Source organism: Pilimelia terevasa, assembly GCF_014647915.1.
Classification (GTDB): Bacteria; Actinomycetota; Actinomycetes; order Mycobacteriales; family Micromonosporaceae; genus Pilimelia; species Pilimelia terevasa.
This window is the reverse complement of sequence record NZ_BMQC01000004.1, coordinates 128,017-144,897: the sequence shown is the minus strand read 5'-3', so window position 1 is coordinate 144,897 and position 16,881 is coordinate 128,017. Positions and strand designations below refer to the sequence as shown.

The window sequence follows — 16,881 nt, the reverse complement described above, 5'->3', positions numbered from 1 at the left end:
ACGTCGGCGACGCGCCCGAAGTACGGGTACACCTGACTGCGGAGGTCTCTCCCGCCGCCCCGGCCGGGCGACCGGCGGGGCCGGGCACCCGGTCGACGTACCGACCAGGCGCCGTGCTGACGACTCCGCCGCGAGGGAATACTCCCCTCCCTGTCGCCGCCATTGTTACCCAGTCGGCCAAGATCCGCACCTTCGGGACCACGCGATCCGCCCGATGGTGACGAACCCCGCACCCCGGACGCCGGCCTAGGAAGCTAGGCGTCAGCGGACGCCGGTGGCGTCCATCGCGCGCAGCTCCTTCTTCAGCTCCGCGACCTCGTCGCGGATCCGGGCCGCCAGCTCGAACTGCAGTTCACGGGCGGCCCCGAGCATCTGGTCGTTCAACTCCTGCACCAGCGCCGCCAGGTCGGCGCGGGCCATCCCCGCCGACGAGGCGACCACCGCGCCGCGCGCCTTCGAGCGGGTCTCCGGCACCGGGGCCTTGCCGCGGCTCATCTGCCGGCCCGCGCCGCCGACGATCGCCCCGCCGGGACCGTGGCCGCCGAGCGCCGCCGCGGTGTCCTCGGCGTCGCGCCAGATGTCGTCGAGGATGTCGTGGATCTTCTTGCGGAGCGGCTCCGGCGTGATGCCGTGGGCCGCGTTGTGCGCCACCTGGCGGGCCCGGCGCCGGTCGGTCTCGTCGATCGCCGCGCGCATCGACGGCGTGATCTTGTCGGCGTACATGTGCACCTGGCCCGAGACGTTGCGCGCCGCCCGGCCGATCGTCTGGATCAGCGAGCGCCCGCTGCGCAGGAAGCCCTCCTTGTCCGCGTCGAGGATCGCCACCAGCGACACCTCCGGCAGGTCCAGCCCCTCGCGCAGCAGGTTGATGCCCACGAGCACGTCGTAGTCGCCCTTGCGCAGCTCGCGCAGCAGCTCGACCCGGCGCAGGGTGTCCACCTCGGAGTGCAGGTACCGGACCCGGATGCCGTGCTCCAGCAGGTAGTCGGTGAGGTCCTCGGACATCTTCTTCGTCAGGGTGGTGACCAGGACCCGCTCGTCGCGCTCCACGCGCAGCCGGATCTCGTGGATGAGGTCGTCGATCTGGCCCTTGGTGGGCTTGACGACCACCTCGGGGTCGACCAGGCCGGTGGGGCGGATGACCTGCTCGACGTACTCCCCGCCGCTGCGCTCCAGCTCCCAGGAGCCCGGTGTCGCCGAGAGCAGGACCATCTGGCCGACCCGCTCCAGGAACTCGTCGAACCGCAGCGGCCGGTTGTCGGCCGCCGACGGCAGCCGGAAGCCGTGGTCGATGAGGATGCGCTTGCGCGAGGCGTCGCCCTCGTACATGCCGCCGATCTGCGGGACCGTCACGTGCGACTCGTCGATGACGGTGACGAAGTCGTCGGGGAAGTAGTCGAGCAGGCAGTGCGGCGGGTCGCCCGGCTGCCGGCCGTCGATGTGCAGGGAGTAGTTCTCGATGCCCGAGCAGAAGCCGACCTGGCGCATCATCTCGATGTCGTACGTCGTCCGCATCCGCAGCCGCTGCGCCTCCAGCAGCTTCTGCTGCCGGTCCAGTTCGTCGAGCCGGGCCGCCAGCTCGGCCTCGATGCCGCCGATGGCCCGCTCCATCCGCTGCGGGCCCGCGGCGTAGTGGCTCGCCGGGAAGATGAGGAGCTGGTCGACCTCCCGGACGGTGTCGCCGGTGAGCGGGTGCAGGTAGGACAGGCGCTCGATCTCGTCGCCGAAGAACTCGACCCGGATCGCCAGCTCCTCGTACGCTGGAATGATCTCCAGGGTGTCGCCGCGGACGCGGAACGTGCCGCGCTGGAACGCCATGTCGTTGCGGGTGTACTGGATCTCGACGAGCCGGCGCAGCAGCGCGTCGCGGTCGACCTCCTCCCCCACGGCAACCCGGGCCGCGCGCTCCAGGTACTCCTGCGGGGTGCCCAGGCCGTAGATCGCCGAGACGGTGGCCACCACGACGACGTCGCGACGGGTGAGCAGCGACATGGTCGCCGAGTGGCGCAGGCGCTCCACCTCCTCGTTGATCGAGGAGTCCTTCTCGATGTAGGTGTCGGTCTGCGGGATGTACGCCTCGGGCTGGTAGTAGTCGTAGTACGAGACGAAGTACTCCACCGCGTTGTGCGGCAGCAGCTCGCGGAACTCCTTGGCGAGCTGGGCGCACAGCGTCTTGTTCGGCGCCAGCACCAGCGCCGGGCGCTGGAGCCGCTCGATCAGCCACGCGGTGGTGGCGCTCTTGCCGGTGCCGGTGGCGCCGAGCAGGACGGTGTGCCGGTCGCCGCGGCGGACCCGCGCGGCGAGGGCGTCGATCGCCGCCGGCTGGTCGCCCGCGGGCTGGAAGTCACTGACGACCCGGAACTCGCCGGCGATCCGGGGGATCACCAGTCCGGGCAGGTGCGGCAGCGCGGGCACCCCGGGTGCGGCGCCGCCGGACGACCCGGCCCCGGACGACCCCGGGCCGGAAGCGGCGAGCCCGGACGGTGTCGGCTCGGACGGTGTCGGCCCGGATGGTGTCGGCCCGGATGGTGTCGGCCCGGGTGATGGGCGGGCGGCGGGGACGTCAGGAGCCATGCGACCAACCTACGCCGCGGGTCCGACAACCCGCCGGGCGTGCGGATGGCGCACACCGGGTGGCCGGGATATTGATTGTGCCGGCCACCCGGCGTCGCTACGGTGGGCCGTGGCCGCTCGCGGCGGCCGTCAGGCGGCTCCGGCGCCGCCGCCCGCGGCCGCTCTCACGACCGGCGGCGGGCGCGGCCGGGACACGCCGCCTGTGGCGCGGTAGCAGCCCCGGTCCGTCCGGTGAGCGCACCCCCGGCCGCCGCGAGCGCTCACGTCGGCGTCCAGCCCGTCCGCGCCGCCCACTCCCCCGCCGCCCGCCCCAGCGCCTCATCCGGCGACGCCCCGCCACCGGGCGGGCGGGCGCCCTGCAGGTCGGTCCAGGCACTCCGGGCGGCTGGGTCGGCGCGCAGCCAGTCGCGCAGCAGCAGCCGCTGGCGCCAGGCGGGCGAGGCCGCCGGGGTGAAGCGGACGGTCACCGGCCGCAGCGCGTCCGCCTCGACGGCCCACGCCTCGCCCCGCGCGGCCTCCGTCCGCCGGGGCGGGACCACCAGGCCGGCCGGGCCGCAGCCCGCCGCCGCGGTGCGGGCAGCCGCGGACGAGTCGACCACGACCTGCACGTCCAGCACGTCGGGCGCCGGCAGGCCCGGTACGGCGGTCGGGCCGACGTGCGCGACCCGGCCGGCCGCCGTGCCCAGCGCGTGCCGGAGCCGGGCGCACAGCCGGTCGCCCTGCGCCGCCCAGCCGGGATCCGGCGGTACGACCGTCGGCGCGGCCCGCGGCGGCGGCGTCCCCGTGCGCAGGTGCGCCGCGAAGGGCAGCAGCCGCCGGTCCCAGAGCCGGTCGACCGCCGCGTGCAGCGCGGCCGGGGTGGACTCGTTCGGCAGTACGACGTCGGCGACCGCCAGCCGCTGCGCCCGGGTGGCCTGGGCGTCGATCCGGGCGGCGGCGTCCTGCTCGCTCATCCCGCGGGTGGCGACCAGCCGGTCCAGGCGGACCCGGCGGGCCGCGTCGACGACCACCACCAGCGGGTAGGCGGCCGCCTGCCCGGACTCCGCCAGCAGCGGGATGTCGTGCACGACGACCGCGTCCGGCGGCGCCGCGGCGACCAGCGCGGCGGCCCGGGCGCGGACCCGCGGGTGGACGATGCCCTCCAGCCGGCGCCGGGCCTGCGCGTCGGTGAACACCAGGCCGGCCAGCGCCGCCCGGTCCAGGTCGCCGTCGGCGGCGCGCACGGACGGCCCGAACGCGGCGACCACCTCGGCGAGGCCGTCGGTGCCCCGGGCCACCGCCTCGCGGGCGAGCACGTCGGCGTCCACGAGGACCGCGCCGCGGGTGACCAGGCGGGCCGCCACCGCGCTCTTTCCCGCGCCGATCCCGCCGGTCAGGGCGATCTGCAACACGGGTACCAGTAAACAGCACCCGGGCGGCAAGTACCCGAACAGGTGACGCGCCCGGACATGATGACCGCCGGCACCCCGTACGGGATTAACTGCGCAGAGCGGCGTGCCGCGGCCGGTGTACGCGGTGGGCGGCAGCCCTGGCCCGCGCGACACCGGAGGTGCCCGTGACACCGCGTTCCCACCCGCTCCTGGCGCCGTTCGCCGAGCCCGGGCACACGGCGCGGCACCGCGAGAGCCAGCGGTGGACCGTCGCCCCGGTCACCCAGCGCGCGGTCCTGCTCGCCACCGCGGCCCTGCGGGCGGCCGCCCAGCGCCGCACCTCGCCGGAGGCCGACCCGGCGGCGGCGACCCCGTTCCGGCCCGTCGGGGTGGACCCCGATCCGATCCGCTCGCACCGCGCGCCCGGCGGCGGCCCGCACGCTGTCCGGCTCACGGTGGCCGTGCTGGGTGCCGTGGCCGCGCCGGCCGCCTGGTACGGCCTGTCCGGCGCGGCCGCTCTCGCCGAGGCCATGCACTGAGGGCGCAGCCGCGTCGCGGCTGCGCCCTCAGTGGGGAAGCGGGTGGTGCCTACTTGTTGCCGGCCAGCTTCTCGCGCAGGGCCGCGAGCGCCTCGTCCGTCGCCAGGGTGCCGCTGGGCTCCTGGGACGTGCGGGCGGGGGTCGACGAGGACGACGACGAGGTCGCCGCGGCCGGCCCGCTGGTGCTGGTCGAGGACGCGGCGGCCGGCGGAGCGGCCTCCGCCTCGGCCTCGGCGGCGCGGGAGGCGACGACCTGCTTGGTGTGCGCCTCCCAGCGGGTGCGGGCCTCGGCGTACTGCCGCTCCCACTCCTCACGCTGCTTGTCGAAGCCTTCCATCCACTCGCCGGTCTCCGGGTCGAAGCCGTCGGGGTAGATGTAGTTGCCCTCGTTGTCGTACGTGGCGGCCATGCCGTAGAGGGTCGGGTCGAAGTGCTCCTCGCCCTCCTGGAAGCCCTCGTTCGCCTGCTTGAGCGACAGCGAGATCCGCCGGCGCTCCAGGTCGATGTCGATGACCTTGACCATGACGTCCGAGCCGACCTGGACGACCTGCTCCGGGATCTCGACGTGGCGCTCGGCCAGCTCGGAGATGTGCACCAGGCCCTCGATGCCGTCGTCGACGCGCACGAACGCGCCGAACGGCACCAGCTTGGTGACCTTGCCCGGCACGATCTGCTGGATCGCGTGGGTCCGGGCGAACTGGCGCCACGGGTCCTCCTGCGTCGCCTTCAGCGACAGGGAGACCCGCTCGCGGTCCAGGTCGACGTCCAGGACCTCGACCTCGACCTCCTGGCCGACCTCGACAACCTCGGACGGGTGGTCGATGTGCTTCCAGGACAGCTCGGAGACGTGCACCAGGCCGTCGACGCCGCCGAGGTCCACGAACGCGCCGAAGTTGACGATCGAGGAGACGACGCCCTTGCGGACCTGTCCCTTCTGGAGCTTGTTGAGGAACTCGGTGCGCACCTCGGACTGCGTCTGCTCCAGCCACGCCCGGCGGGACAGGACCACGTTGTTGCGGTTCTTGTCCAGCTCGATGATCTTGGCTTCGAGCTCCCGGCCGACGTACGGCTGGAGGTCGCGGACCCGCCGCATCTCGACCAGCGACGCGGGCAGGAAGCCGCGCAGGCCGATGTCCAGGATGAGGCCACCCTTGACGACCTCGATGACGGAGCCGCGCACGACGCCGTCCTCCTCCTTGATCTTCTCGATGGTGCCCCACGCGCGCTCGTACTGCGCCCGCTTCTTCGAGAGGATCAGGCGGCCTTCCTTGTCCTCCTTCTGGAGGACGAGGGCCTCGATGTGGTCACCGACCGACACCACCTCGGCGGGGTCGACGTCGTGCTTGATCGACAACTCGCGCGAGGGGATGACTCCCTCGGTCTTGTAGCCGATGTCGAGCAGGACCTCGTCCCGGTCGACCTTGACGACGGTGCCTTCGACAATGTCGCCGTCGTTGAAGTACTTGATGGTCTCGTCGATCGCGGCGAGGAAAGCCTCCTCGGAACCGAGATCGTCAATGGTGACCCTGTTGGCGCTCGAGGGGGCCTCGATGCTGCTCGTCATGTGGGCGGTTGCTCCGAACGGATGGTGTAGCGGTGACCTTTGCCGCGCCTGGGGGCGATGGCCGGCCCCACGCGCGGCGGCACCGCGGGTGGTTCCGGCTCGCGCGTCACACCTACTCCCTGCCGAGGTGCGCGAACCGCAAGCGCACCGGACAGCTTACCGTGCCTAATACCACAGCACGCAAGGGCCACCACACGCCCCGGCGGATCCGGGCCGGCCGGCGCCCGCGCCGTACCGTACGGCCATGGACAGCCTCCCCGACCCGCCCCCGGCCGCGGCGACCGGCACGGCGGGGGTGACCCGGCGGGCGGTGACCGACACCGAGAGTCGCCGGGCCAGCCGCCGTTGGTGGGACGGCGACGCCGACGCGTACCAGGCCGCGCACGGCGCCTTCCTGGGCGACGCGGACTTCGTCTGGTGCCCCGAGCGGCTGCGGGAGGCCGACGCCCGGCTGCTGGGCCCCGTCGCCGGCCGGCGGGTGCTGGAGCTGGGCTGCGGCGCCGCGGCGGCGGCCCGCTGGCTGGCCGGCGAGGGCGCGCGGGTGACGGCGCTGGACCTGTCGGCCGGGATGCTGCGGCACGCCGCGCAGGCCGCGGCGCGGACCGGTGTGCGGGTGCCGCTGGTGCAGGCCGACGCGCTGGCGCTGCCGCTGCGCGACGCCAGCTTCGACATCGTCTGCACGGCGTTCGGCGCGGTCCCGTTCGTGGCCGACTCCGGGGCGCTCACGCGGGAGGTCGCGCGGGTGTTACGACCAGGTGGCCGGTGGGTGTTTTCGGTCACCCATCCGTTCCGCTGGATTTTCCTGGACGACCCGGGTGAAAACGGACTGACGGCGGTACACTCGTACTTCGATCGCCGTCCCTACGTCGAGCACGACCGCGCCGGCCGGGCCACCTACGTCGAACAGCACCGCACCCTCGGCGACCGGATCCGGGAGCTGGTCGCCGCGGGGTTCGTCCTCACCGACCTCGTCGAGCCGGAGTGGCCGGCCGACCACGACGGCGTGTGGGGCCAGTGGAGCCCGCTGCGCGGCCGGATCTTCCCGGGTACGGCCGTCTTCCTGAGCCAGAAGCCGCCGAGCATGTGAGGTCCGGTGCGGGTGCGTCAGACGTACACTCCTCCGGTGACCGCTGAGCAGACGCCGTCCGCCGCAGTCGTCGGCGCGGCGCCCTGGCAGCCCGATCCGCTCCGTCAGATCCGCGCCGACCACACCCTGGAAGATCTCCTGGATCTCCCTGCCGACGCCCCCCGCGTCGAACTCGTGGACGGAGTGCTGCACGTGGCCCCCTCCCCCAGCGAAGACCACCAGGACATATCCGCCCTGCTCTGGGCCTGGCTGCGGGCGCACGCGCCGGCCGGGTACAAGACCGCCCTGGCCGTCGGCGTCGCGCTCAGCGAGCGCGACGTCCGCATCCCCGACGTCGTGCTCCGCCTGGCCGGCGGCGACGGCAGCCGCCACTTCCTCACCGCCGACCAGGTCGTCGTGGCCGTGGAGATCGTCTCGCCGGGCACCCGGCGCACCGACCGGTTCGCCAAGCCGGGCGAGTACGCCGCCGCCGGCATCCGGCACTACTGGCGCGTCGAGCAGGACCCGGTGCACGTCTACGCGTACCGGCTCAGCGACCACCCGGGGCGCAGCGGCTTCCGGGAGTACGCGCTCGTCGGCGACAGCGCGGACGTCCTGAAGCTCGGCGAGCCGTTCGCCATCCGGCTGCCGATCGCCCAGATCACACCCTGACCGGCGGCCGCGGTCAGTGGGCGGCGGTGTCCCAGTCCCGGCCCACGCCCACCGAGACCTCCAGCGGTACCGACAGCGCGGCGGCGCCGCCCATCTCGCGGCGCACGACCTCCTCCAGCGCGGCCCGCTCGCCCGGCCCGACCTCCAGGACGAGTTCGTCGTGGACCTGGAGCAGCATCCGCGAGCGCAGGTTGGCCTCCCGCAGCGCGCCGTCCAGCCGCAGCATCGCGACCTTGATGATGTCGGCGGCCGAGCCCTGGATGGGCGCGTTCAGCGCCATCCGCTCGGCCATCTCCCGGCGCTGGCGGTTGTCGCTGACCAGGTCCGGCAGGTAGCGGCGGCGGCCGAGCATCGTCGAGGTGTAGCCGTCCTGGCGCGCCTGCGCCACGACCGAGTGCAGGTACGCGCGGACGCCGCCGAAGCGGTCGAAGTACTGCTCCATCAGCGCCCGCGCCTCGTCGGTGGCGATCCGCAACTGGTTGGACAGGCCGAACGCCGACAGCCCGTACGCCAGGCCGTAGTTCATCGCCTTGATCTTGCGCCGCTGCTCCGGCACGACCTCCTGCATCGGCACCCCGAACACGAAGGACGCGGTCGTGGTGTGGAAGTCCTCGCCGGTCCGGAACGCCTCGATGAGCGCGGCGTCCTCGGACAGGTGCGCCATGATCCGCATCTCGATCTGGCTGTAGTCCGCGGTCATCAGCGACTCGTACCCGGCGCCGACCATGAACGCCCGGCGGATCCGACGCCCCTCCTCCGTGCGGATGGGCACGTTCTGCAGGTTCGGGTCGGTGGACGACAGCCGGCCCGTGGCGGCGACGGTCTGGTAGAAGGTGGTGTGGATCCGGCCGTCGTCGGCGACGGACTTCAGCAGGCCGTCCACCGTCGACTTGAGCTTGGCCACGTCGCGGTGGCGCAGCAGGTGGGCCAGGACGGGGTGCTCCGTCTGCGCGAACAGGTTCTGCAGCGCCTCGGCGTCCGTGGTGTACCCGGTCTTGATCTTCTTGGTCTTCGGCAGCGCCAGCTCGGTGAACAGGATCTCCTGGAGCTGCTTGGGTGAGCCGAGGTTGAACTCGCGCCCCACCACGCCGTACGCGGCCTGGGCGGCGGCCTTGACCTCGGCGGCGAAGTGCGCCTCCAACTCCGACAGGTAGTCGGTGTCGGCGGCGATGCCGGTGCGCTCCAGGCCCGCCAGCACCTCCAGCAGCGGCTGCTCCACCTCGGCGAGCAGGCGGGCGGAGGCGTCGCCGTCGCGGCCCAGCTCCTCGTCCAGCGCGGCGGCCAGGTCCAGGGTGGCCCGGGCGCGCAGCATGAGCGCCTGCTCGGCCCGGCCGTCGTCGTCGCCGAGGCCGTCGAGGGTGAGCTGGCCGTCGTCGGGCTCCTCCACCCGCAGCTCGCGGTGCAGGTAGCGCAGCGCGAGGTCGGTCAGGTCGTAGGTGCGCTGGTCGGGGCGGGCCAGGTAGGCGGCCAGCGCCGTGTCCCGGGTCAGGCCGGCCAGGGACCAACCGCGGGCGGCACAGGCCAGCAGGGCGGGCTTGGCGTCGTGCAGGATCTTGCCGCGGCCCGGGTCGGCCAGCCACGCCGCCAGCGCGCCGTCGTCCGCGGCGTCCAGCGCCGCCGGGTCGATCCACGCGGCGGCGCCGTCGGCGGCGGCCAGGGCCAGCCCCGCGAACGTGCCGGTGCCGCGCCCGAAGGAGCCCGCCACCGCCATGCCGACCGGCGCGCCGTCGGCGGCGTGGGCCGCCAGCCAGTCGGCGAGCGCGCCGGGGGCGAGCACCTCGCCGGCCAGGTCGAAGCCCGCCTCGGCCTCCGGCTCGACGGCGTCGAGGTACTGGTACAGCCGGTCCCGCAGGATCTTGAACTCCAGCGCGTCGAACACCTGGTGGACAGCCTCGCGGTCCCAGCCCGCCCAGCGGGCGTCCGCCGGGTGCAGCGGCAACTCCAGGTCGTCGACGAGGCGGTTCAGCTCGTGGTTGCGCAGCACGTCGGCGAGGCGCTCGCGCAGGCTCTCCCCCGCCTTGCCCCTGATCTGGTCGACGTGGGCGACGATCCCGTCGAGGCCGTCGTGCTGGCCGATCCACTTCGCCGCCGTCTTCGGGCCGACCCCGGGCACGCCCGGCAGGTTGTCGCTGGACTCGCCGACGAGCGCCGCGAGGTCGCGGTACCGGTCGGGGCCGACGCCGTACCGGTCGGTGACGGCGGCCGGGTCCATCCGCGCGAGGTCGGAGACGCCCTTGCGCGGGTACAGCACCGTCGTGCGGTCGTCGATCAGTTGGAAGGCGTCCCGGTCGCCGGTGCAGATGAGCACGTCCATGCCCGCCTCGCGGGCCTCGCGGGCCAGGGTGGCGATCACGTCGTCGGCCTCGTACCCGGGCTTCTCGACCACCGGGATCCGCAGCGCGGCGAGGACCTCCTGCACCAGGCTGACCTGGCCGCCGAACTCGCTCGGCGACTCGCTGCGGTTGGCCTTGTACTCGGCGTACCGCTCGGTGCGGAACGACCGCCGGGACACGTCGAAGGCGACCACGATGTGGCTGGGCCGCTCGTCCCGAAGGACGTTGATCAGCATCGACGTGAAGCCGTACACGGCGTTCGTGTGCTGGCCCGTGGTGGTGGAGAAGTTCTCCACGGGCAGGGCGAAAAAGGCGCGGTAGGCCAGCGAGTGGCCGTCGAGCAGCAGCAGCCGGGGAGTTTCCGTCACAGCAGGCGACTCTAACGGCCCGGTGTGACGGCGCGGGCGAGGCCGTGCCGGTCGGCGCGGACGGGTCGACCGCAGCGTGTCGGCGCCGGCACCCGCTGTGGGTTCCGCGCCCTGCGCCGCTCCCCTAGGATTCATCCACCCACCTGAATTCACTGGAGGACCAGTGCCGCACTCCACCCGCTGGCAGGTTGCGGCGGTCGCCGTCGCCGTGCTCGCCGCCTCGGCCGTCGTCAGCCCCCTCACCGGTACCCCGCGCGCCGACGCCGCCGCCGCGCCGCCGCCCTCCCTCATCGAGCGCGAAGTGTTCGCCGAGGACGGCACGATCTCCCGCGAGGTCGTGCCCGCCCAGGTCGACGCCCCCGTAACCGCCGCCACCCGCCGCGCCGCCGACGCCGCCGCGGTCACGCCGATCTTCCAGAGCGGCCCGCCGGAGCAGCGCCTGGACATCGTCTTCGTCGGCGACGGCTACACCGCCGACCAGCAGGGCGCGTTCCTCGACCACGTCAAGCTCCAGTGGGCCGAGATGCTCAAGGTCGAGCCGTACCCCACCTACAAGAACTCGATCAACGTATGGGCCGTCGAGGTGGTCTCCCAGGAGTCCGGCGTCGACGAGGACCCCAAGGGCACGCAGCGGGACACCGCCCTGGACATGGGGTACTGGTGCGGCGGCACCGAGCGCGCCCTGTGCGTCAACGTCGGCAAGGCCAAGGAGTTCGCCCGCCAGGCGCCCGGCTCCGACCAGGCGATCGCGCTGGCCAACTCGGCCAAGTACGGCGGCGTGGGGTACGTCCAGGACGACATGGCCACGTCCGCGGGCAACAACGCGCAGTCCGGCCAGATCGTGGTGCACGAGTTCGGCCACACCATCGCCGACATGTACGACGAGTACTTCTACGAGCAGCGCACCTACACCGGCGGCGAGCCGGTGACGGGCAACCTGTCCACCTACGACGAGGCCGCGATGAAGGCCAACGGCAGGAAGTGGGCGAAGTACCTGGGCCAGGAGACGCCCGACGGCGGCGTCATCGGCGCCTACGAGGGCGGCTTCGCCTCGTACAGCAAGGGCATCTACCGGCCCTCGGACAACTCGCTGATGCGGGCGCTGAACCGCAAGTTCAGCCTCGTCGGGCTGGAGGAGATGGCCAACGCCATCAAGGCCAAGGCGCCGGGTGTCCCGCCGACCAAGCCGGAGTTCTGGAACCGGTAGCGCACCGGCACGACAGAGTCGTACGACAGAGCGGCCCGGGCGAACGAATCGCCCGGGCCGCTCTGTCGTACGGGGTGCCGGTCAGGCGACGCCGAGGTAGGCGTCCTTGATCGACGAGTCGTTCAGCAACTCCTGGCCCGTCCCGGACTTGACGATCCGGCCGGTCTCCAGGACGTAGGCCCGGTGCGACCGGGACAGCGCCTGCTGGGCGTTCTGCTCCACCAGCAGCACGGTCACGCCCTGCTGGTTGATCTCCACAATGATGTCGAAGATCTGCTGGATGAGCATCGGGGCCAGGCCCATCGACGGCTCGTCGAGCAGGAGCAGCTTGGGCCGGGCCATGAGCGCCCGGCCGACGGCCAGCATCTGCTGCTCGCCGCCGGACATGGTGCCCGCGACCTGCTTCTTGCGCTCGGCCAACCGCGGGAACAGGCCGTAGACCCGGTTCATGTCCGCGGTGATCCCGGCCTTGTCCCGGCGGGTGTAGGCGCCCATCTCCAGGTTCTCCACCACCGTCATGCCGGGGAAGCAGCCCCGGCCCTCCGGCGACTGGGCGATGCCCTGGACCACCCGGCGGTCGGCCCGCAGCTTGGAGATGTCCTCGCCCTCGAACCGGATCGACCCGCCGGCCAGCGGGCGGATCCCGGAGATCGCCCGCATGGTGGTGGTCTTGCCGGCGCCATTCGCGCCGATGAGGGAGACGATCTCGCCCTCGCCGACGGTCAGGCTGATGCCGTGCAGCGCTTCGATGCGGCCGTAGGCGACCGTCATGTTCTCGATCTCAAGAAGCATCGGTCGGCACCCCCAGGTACGCGGCGATCACGGCCGGGTTCTCCCGCACCTCGGCGGGCGTACCCTCGGCGATCTTCTTGCCGAACTCCAGTACCACGATCCGGTCGGTGACCCCCATGACCAGCCGCATGTCGTGCTCGATGAGCAGGACGGTGACGCCGCTGTCGCGCACCTTGCGGATGAGCTGGTTCAGCGCGTCCTTCTCCGCCGGGTTGAAGCCGGCGGCCGGCTCGTCCAGGCAGAGAAGCTGGGGGTTGGTGGCCAGCGCCCGCGCGATCTCCAGCCGGCGCTGCTCGCCGTAGGAGAGGTTGCGGGCCTGCTCGCCCGGCCGGCTGATGCCGACGAAGCGCAGCAGGTCGTGGGCGCGGTCCCGGCCGGACCGCTCCTCCTTCCAGTGCCGCGGCAGGCGCAGCATGGCGGAGAGGGCGCCGGTCCTATGGTGGGCGTCGGCGCCCACCATCACGTTCTCCAGCGCCGACATCTCGGGGAACAGCCGGATGTTCTGGAACGTCCGGGCGATCCCCATCTTGGTGATCTGGTAACGCCGCTTCCCACTGATCCGCTGCCCGCCGAACCGGATCTCGCCCTCGGTGGGGCGGTAGACGCCGGTCATCGCGTTGAAGCAGGTGGTCTTGCCGGCTCCGTTCGGGCCGATCAGACCGAGGATCTCGCCCTTGTACAGGGTGAAGTCGACCTGGTTGAGCGCCACCACGCCGCCGAAGCGGAGTGTGACGTTGTCTACCTCCAGCAGCGCCTCACGCATTGGCCGCCACCTCCTTCCGGCGGTCGGCGAACTCCGACGCTCTGCGCTTGTTGGGCCAGATGCCCTGCGGTCGGAAGATCATCATCACGATGATGACCAGGCCGAACGCGAGGATACGGTACTCGGACGGGTCGAAGCTCAGGCCGAAGACCTTGCCCATGCCCCGGACCCACTCGGGCAGGTACCAGGTGATGGTCGCACCGACGATGGCGCCGCCGATGTTGCCGGCGCCGCCCAGGATCACCGCGGCCAGCACCAGGATGGAGGACTCCAACTGGAAGCTCGCGGAGTTGATGAACCCCTGCTTGCCCGCGAAGACCGCGCCCGACAGGCCGCCGATGGCGGCGCCGATGGCGAACGCCAGCAGCTTGTACTTGAAGGTGTTGACGCCCATGATCTCGGCGGCGTCCTCGTCCTCGCGGATGGCGACCCAGGCCCGGCCGACGCGGCTGCGCTCCATGTTCCGCACCAGGACCACCACCGCGATGATGATCGTCAGCACGACCCAGTAGTACGGCTTGGCGTCGAACAGGAACAGCGAGTCGCCGGTGGCGTCCTTGACCCCCGGTACCGGGTGCGGGACGTCCGGGATGCCGCGGTCGCCGTTGAGCAGGCCCTCGGTGCGGCTGGCGTAGAGCCGGATCATCTCGGCGAAGCCGAGCGTCACGATCGCCAGGTAGTCGCCGCGCAGCCGCAGCGTCGGACCGCCCAGGATCACGCCGGACACCATCGCGATGGCGACCGCGATCGGCACCGCCGCGACCCAGGTGATCGGGTCGGCCAGCCAGTTGTACTCGACGATCGCCTTGCTCTCCGGCGAGGTCACCAGCGCCACGACGTAGGCGCCGACGGCGAAGAAGCCGAAGTACCCCAGGTCGAGCAGCCCGGCGAAGCCGACGACGACGTTCAGGCCGACGGCCAGCAGGACGAAGAAGGCGGTCTCGAACAGGACCGTGGCCATGTCCGAGGCCTGCGTCGGCAGATACCACAGGTACTCGTAGAACCACCGGTTCGGCAGCAGGTAGAGGAAGACGACCAGCGCCCCCGTACCCGCCCAGCGCATCCCCTGGGGCATCTCGCTCCAGCGGGACTTCATCGCCTGCCAGCCCCTGGCCCGCGGGGCCGCGTGCTCGCCGTTGGCGGCCCGCGCGGGGGTCGCGTGCTCTCCGTTGGTCATGCCCGGGCCCTCCCCAGCGACTCACCGAGCAGGCCGGTCGGCCGGAACATCAGCAGGACGACGAGGAGCACGAAGCCCACGAAGTCCTTCCAGTCCGTGCCGAACAGACCCACCGCGTAGTTCTCGGCGACGCCCAGCAGGAGGCCGCCCAGCAGGGCGCCGCGCAGGTTGCCGATGCCGCCCAGTACCGCGGCGGCGAACGCCTTGAGCCCGATCAGGAAGCCCATGTTGAACTTGGCGACACCGATCGGGAGGATGTTCCACAGCAGGGCGGCGACACCCGCCATGAGCCCGCCGATCAGGAACACCAGGAAGATCACCCGGTCCTTGTTGACGCCCATGAGCGCCGAGGTGTCCGGGTCCTGGGCGACGGCGCGGATACCCCGGCCGAGCCGACTGCGGCTGACGAACTGATCCAGGGCCACCATCGCCAGCAGCGTGACGGTGATGACGATGAGCTGGGTGTTCGTGAACTTCCACCCGCCGAGCTGGAACACGACCTCCGGCTGCAGCAGCCGGGGCATCCCGTAGGGCGCGCGGTGGGTGTAGACGCCGATGCCCTCGGCGAGGACGAACGAGGCGCCGATGGCCGTGATCAGGAAGGCCAGCGGCGGGGCGTTGCGCTTACGCAGCGGCCGGTACGCCACCCGTTCGATCGTGACCGCCGTGAGGGCGGACGCCCCGGCCGCGGCGATGACGCCGACCAGGACCGCGAGGAGGAAGCTGCCGAGGGGCGCCGCTTCCGCGTCGTACACGAAGCCCAGCCCCTGCCAGGTCCACAACGCGGCGAACGAGCCGATCATGAAGACCTCGGAGTGAGCAAAGTTGATCAGTTTCAACACGCCGTAGACCAGCGTGTAACCGAGGGCGACGAGGGCGTAGATTGCGCCCTGCTCCAGCCCTGTCAGCGTCAGCTCCGGGAAATCCCGTAGCAGTCCTGCGACGTCCAAGTGGTGCTCCAGGGGGTGTGTGCGCTAAGCGTGGTACGGCCGGGAGCGCAGGCTCCCGGCCGTACCCGCGTGGATGTGTCCGACGTGCAGATCCGCGCTGGGGCGGATCAGGACTTCTTGATCTCCGTGTCCGGCTCGACCTTGCCGGCGGTGACCTTGTAGGCCCACACGACGACCTGCGCCGGGTCCAGCTCACCGTTGGGCTGGAACTTGTAGGTCACGCCCGTGGCGGCACCGACCTTGTCGTAGGCCTTGATGAAGTCCAGCAGCGCCTTGCGGTCGGTCTTGCCGGCCTTGAGGCCCTCCAGCATGACGTTCGTGATGTCGTAGGAGACATCGGCGTACGTGCCCGGGTCGGTGGTGAACTTGGTCTTGTAGTCCGTCGAGAACGTGCCCTTGGCCTTGGTGGCGGGCGCGCACGGGCAGGTGAGGATGGTGCCCTCGGCGGCGGCCTGGCCCGCGACCGGGACGAACTTGGCGTCGTTCACGCCGTCGCCCGCGACCATGGTGCCGGTCCAGCCGGCGCCCTTGAGCTGCTTGAGCAGGAGGCCGGCCTCGGTGTAGTAGCCACCGAAGAAGAGGACGGTCGCGCCGCTGCTCTTGATCTTGGTGACGACGCCCGAGAAGTTGTTCTGCTTGACGGCGACCTTGTCCTCGCCGACGACCTTGGCGCCGAGGACCTTCTTGACCTCGTCGACCAGGCCGGCGCCGTACGCCGACTGGTCGTCGACGACGTAGACCTTCTCGGCCTTCAGCGTGTCCTGAATGTAGCGGCCGGCCGCGGGGCCCTGCGAGGTGTCGTTGCCGACGCCGCGGTGGAAGACCTTCCAGTTCTTCTCACTCAGGCTGGGCCGGGTCGCCGACGGGGTGATCGTCGGCAGGTTGGCCTTGTCGAAGACCGGGTCGGCGACCTCGGACTCACCGGAGAAGCCGGGGCCGATGATGCCGACGATCTTCTGGTCGTTGACGGCCTGGTTGGCCAGCGCCGGGGCCTTGGCCGGGTCGCCCTGGGAGTCGTACTGCTCGAACCCGACCTTGCAGTCCGCGTTCTTTTCGTTGTACTGGTCGATGGCCATCTGGGTGCCGTTGCGCATGTGGATGCCGAGACCAGCCGCGTCGCCGGTGAGGGCGCCGAAGAAGCCGATCTTCAGATCGCACGCCGCCGAACCGCTGTCACCGCCGCCCTCGTCGCCAGCCTTGCACGCGGCTGCGCCGCCGAACACCAGCGCGGCGAGAGTCGCACCACCGAGCGCACGTACGAGCTTCTGCTTCAACGCTCGAACCCTTTCCTGTGAGTCACAGCCGGCGGGGACGGGGTGCACGCCGTTGACCTGGCGAAATGTCCCCACACCGGCTGCTTGCGGCACGGCCGGACCACCGACCGTTTCGTGGCCTGCGCGGGGACGTTATCCCACCACCCACAAGATCAGTACGACTGCACCGCAGGGGTTGACCGAACCGTTACAACAGCCGCCACCTGGGGTCAACCCGCCGCGTCGGCGCCGA

13 protein-coding genes are annotated in these 16,881 nt (G+C 71.8%); 4 read left to right on the top strand and 9 right to left on the bottom strand.

The window, feature by feature from the left end:
• Positions 1–261: 261 nt before the first annotated feature.
• Both uvrB and coaE read right to left on the bottom strand, forming a co-directional pair.
• Positions 262–2,406 (bottom strand): excinuclease ABC subunit UvrB, encoded by a 2,145-nt coding sequence (gene uvrB / locus IEY75_RS07585; protein WP_373290233.1) that lies wholly within the window; start codon positions 2,404–2,406, stop codon positions 262–264.
• 428 nt (positions 2,407–2,834) lie between these two features.
• Positions 2,835–3,965, bottom strand: a complete 1,131-nt coding sequence (coaE, locus tag IEY75_RS07580) for a dephospho-CoA kinase (protein WP_189113510.1) — start codon at positions 3,963–3,965, stop codon at positions 2,835–2,837.
• Between the two features lie 164 nt (positions 3,966–4,129).
• On the opposite strand from coaE, the gene IEY75_RS07575 reads away from it, so the two are divergent.
• Positions 4,130–4,483 (top strand): hypothetical protein, encoded by a 354-nt coding sequence (locus IEY75_RS07575; RefSeq protein WP_189113509.1) that lies wholly within the window; start codon positions 4,130–4,132, stop codon positions 4,481–4,483.
• Between the two features lie 49 nt (positions 4,484–4,532).
• Here the strand turns inward: IEY75_RS07575 and rpsA are convergent, their stop codons facing one another.
• Complete coding sequence (gene rpsA, locus IEY75_RS07570; protein ID WP_189113508.1) at positions 4,533–6,047, bottom strand: 30S ribosomal protein S1; 1,515 nt, start codon at positions 6,045–6,047, stop codon at positions 4,533–4,535.
• Between the two features lie 244 nt (positions 6,048–6,291).
• Here rpsA and IEY75_RS07565 point away from each other — a divergent pair, with 244 nt between their 5' ends.
• Together IEY75_RS07565 and IEY75_RS07560 are read left to right on the top strand one after the other, a co-directional pair.
• Entirely contained in the window at positions 6,292–7,134 is an 843-nt protein-coding gene (locus tag IEY75_RS07565) for a class I SAM-dependent methyltransferase (RefSeq protein WP_189113507.1), read from the top strand.
• A gap of 36 nt (positions 7,135–7,170) precedes the next feature.
• Positions 7,171–7,785, top strand: coding sequence for a Uma2 family endonuclease (locus tag IEY75_RS07560; protein WP_189113506.1), 615 nt, complete (start codon positions 7,171–7,173; stop codon positions 7,783–7,785).
• Positions 7,786–7,798: 13 nt separating this feature from the next.
• Here the strand turns inward: IEY75_RS07560 and polA are convergent, their stop codons facing one another.
• On the bottom strand, positions 7,799–10,486 hold the full coding sequence (gene polA, locus IEY75_RS07555; protein ID WP_189113505.1) for a DNA polymerase I: 2,688 nt from the start codon (positions 10,484–10,486) through the stop codon (positions 7,799–7,801).
• A 163-nt stretch (positions 10,487–10,649) separates the two neighbouring features.
• Between polA and IEY75_RS07550 the strand changes: the two genes are divergently transcribed.
• The gene (locus IEY75_RS07550; RefSeq protein ID WP_189113504.1) at positions 10,650–11,693 is read left to right on the top strand and encodes a M64 family metallopeptidase; all 1,044 of its coding nucleotides are present in this window, start codon (positions 10,650–10,652) and stop codon (positions 11,691–11,693) included.
• An 81-nt stretch (positions 11,694–11,774) separates the two neighbouring features.
• Here the strand turns inward: IEY75_RS07550 and IEY75_RS07545 are convergent, their stop codons facing one another.
• The 5 genes from IEY75_RS07545 to IEY75_RS07525 form a co-directional block, all read right to left on the bottom strand.
• Positions 11,775–12,485 (bottom strand): ABC transporter ATP-binding protein, encoded by a 711-nt coding sequence (locus tag IEY75_RS07545; protein ID WP_189113503.1) that lies wholly within the window; start codon positions 12,483–12,485, stop codon positions 11,775–11,777.
• Positions 12,475–13,248 carry an ABC transporter ATP-binding protein gene (locus IEY75_RS07540; protein ID WP_189113502.1) on the bottom strand — a complete coding sequence of 258 codons (774 nt, stop codon included), beginning with the start codon at positions 13,246–13,248 and terminating at the stop codon, positions 12,475–12,477. The genes IEY75_RS07545 and IEY75_RS07540 overlap by 11 nt, the downstream gene beginning before the upstream one ends.
• Positions 13,241–14,344, bottom strand: coding sequence for a branched-chain amino acid ABC transporter permease (locus tag IEY75_RS07535; protein WP_189113658.1), 1,104 nt, complete (start codon positions 14,342–14,344; stop codon positions 13,241–13,243). The genes IEY75_RS07540 and IEY75_RS07535 overlap by 8 nt, the downstream gene beginning before the upstream one ends.
• Before the next feature lie 77 nt (positions 14,345–14,421).
• Complete coding sequence (locus IEY75_RS07530; RefSeq protein WP_189113501.1) at positions 14,422–15,375, bottom strand: branched-chain amino acid ABC transporter permease; 954 nt, start codon at positions 15,373–15,375, stop codon at positions 14,422–14,424.
• A gap of 107 nt (positions 15,376–15,482) precedes the next feature.
• Positions 15,483–16,649 carry a branched-chain amino acid ABC transporter substrate-binding protein gene (locus IEY75_RS07525; protein ID WP_189113500.1) on the bottom strand — a complete coding sequence of 389 codons (1,167 nt, stop codon included), beginning with the start codon at positions 16,647–16,649 and terminating at the stop codon, positions 15,483–15,485.
• Positions 16,650–16,881: the final 232 nt, after the last annotated feature.

Bases quoted from the DNA above. Each gene is read 5' to 3' on its own strand.
- rpsA (WP_189113508.1), bottom strand. From the start codon at position 6,047: ATGACGAGCAGCATCGAGGCCCCCTCGAGCGCCAACAGGGTCACCATT.
- IEY75_RS07565 (WP_189113507.1), top strand. From the start codon at position 6,292: ATGGACAGCCTCCCCGACCCGCCCCCGGCCGCGGCGACCGGCACGGCG.
- IEY75_RS07545 (WP_189113503.1), bottom strand. From the start codon at position 12,485: ATGCTTCTTGAGATCGAGAACATGACGGTCGCCTACGGCCGCATCGAA.
- IEY75_RS07540 (WP_189113502.1), bottom strand. From the start codon at position 13,248: ATGCGTGAGGCGCTGCTGGAGGTAGACAACGTCACACTCCGCTTCGGC.
- IEY75_RS07535 (WP_189113658.1), bottom strand. From the start codon at position 14,344: ATGAAGTCCCGCTGGAGCGAGATGCCCCAGGGGATGCGCTGGGCGGGT.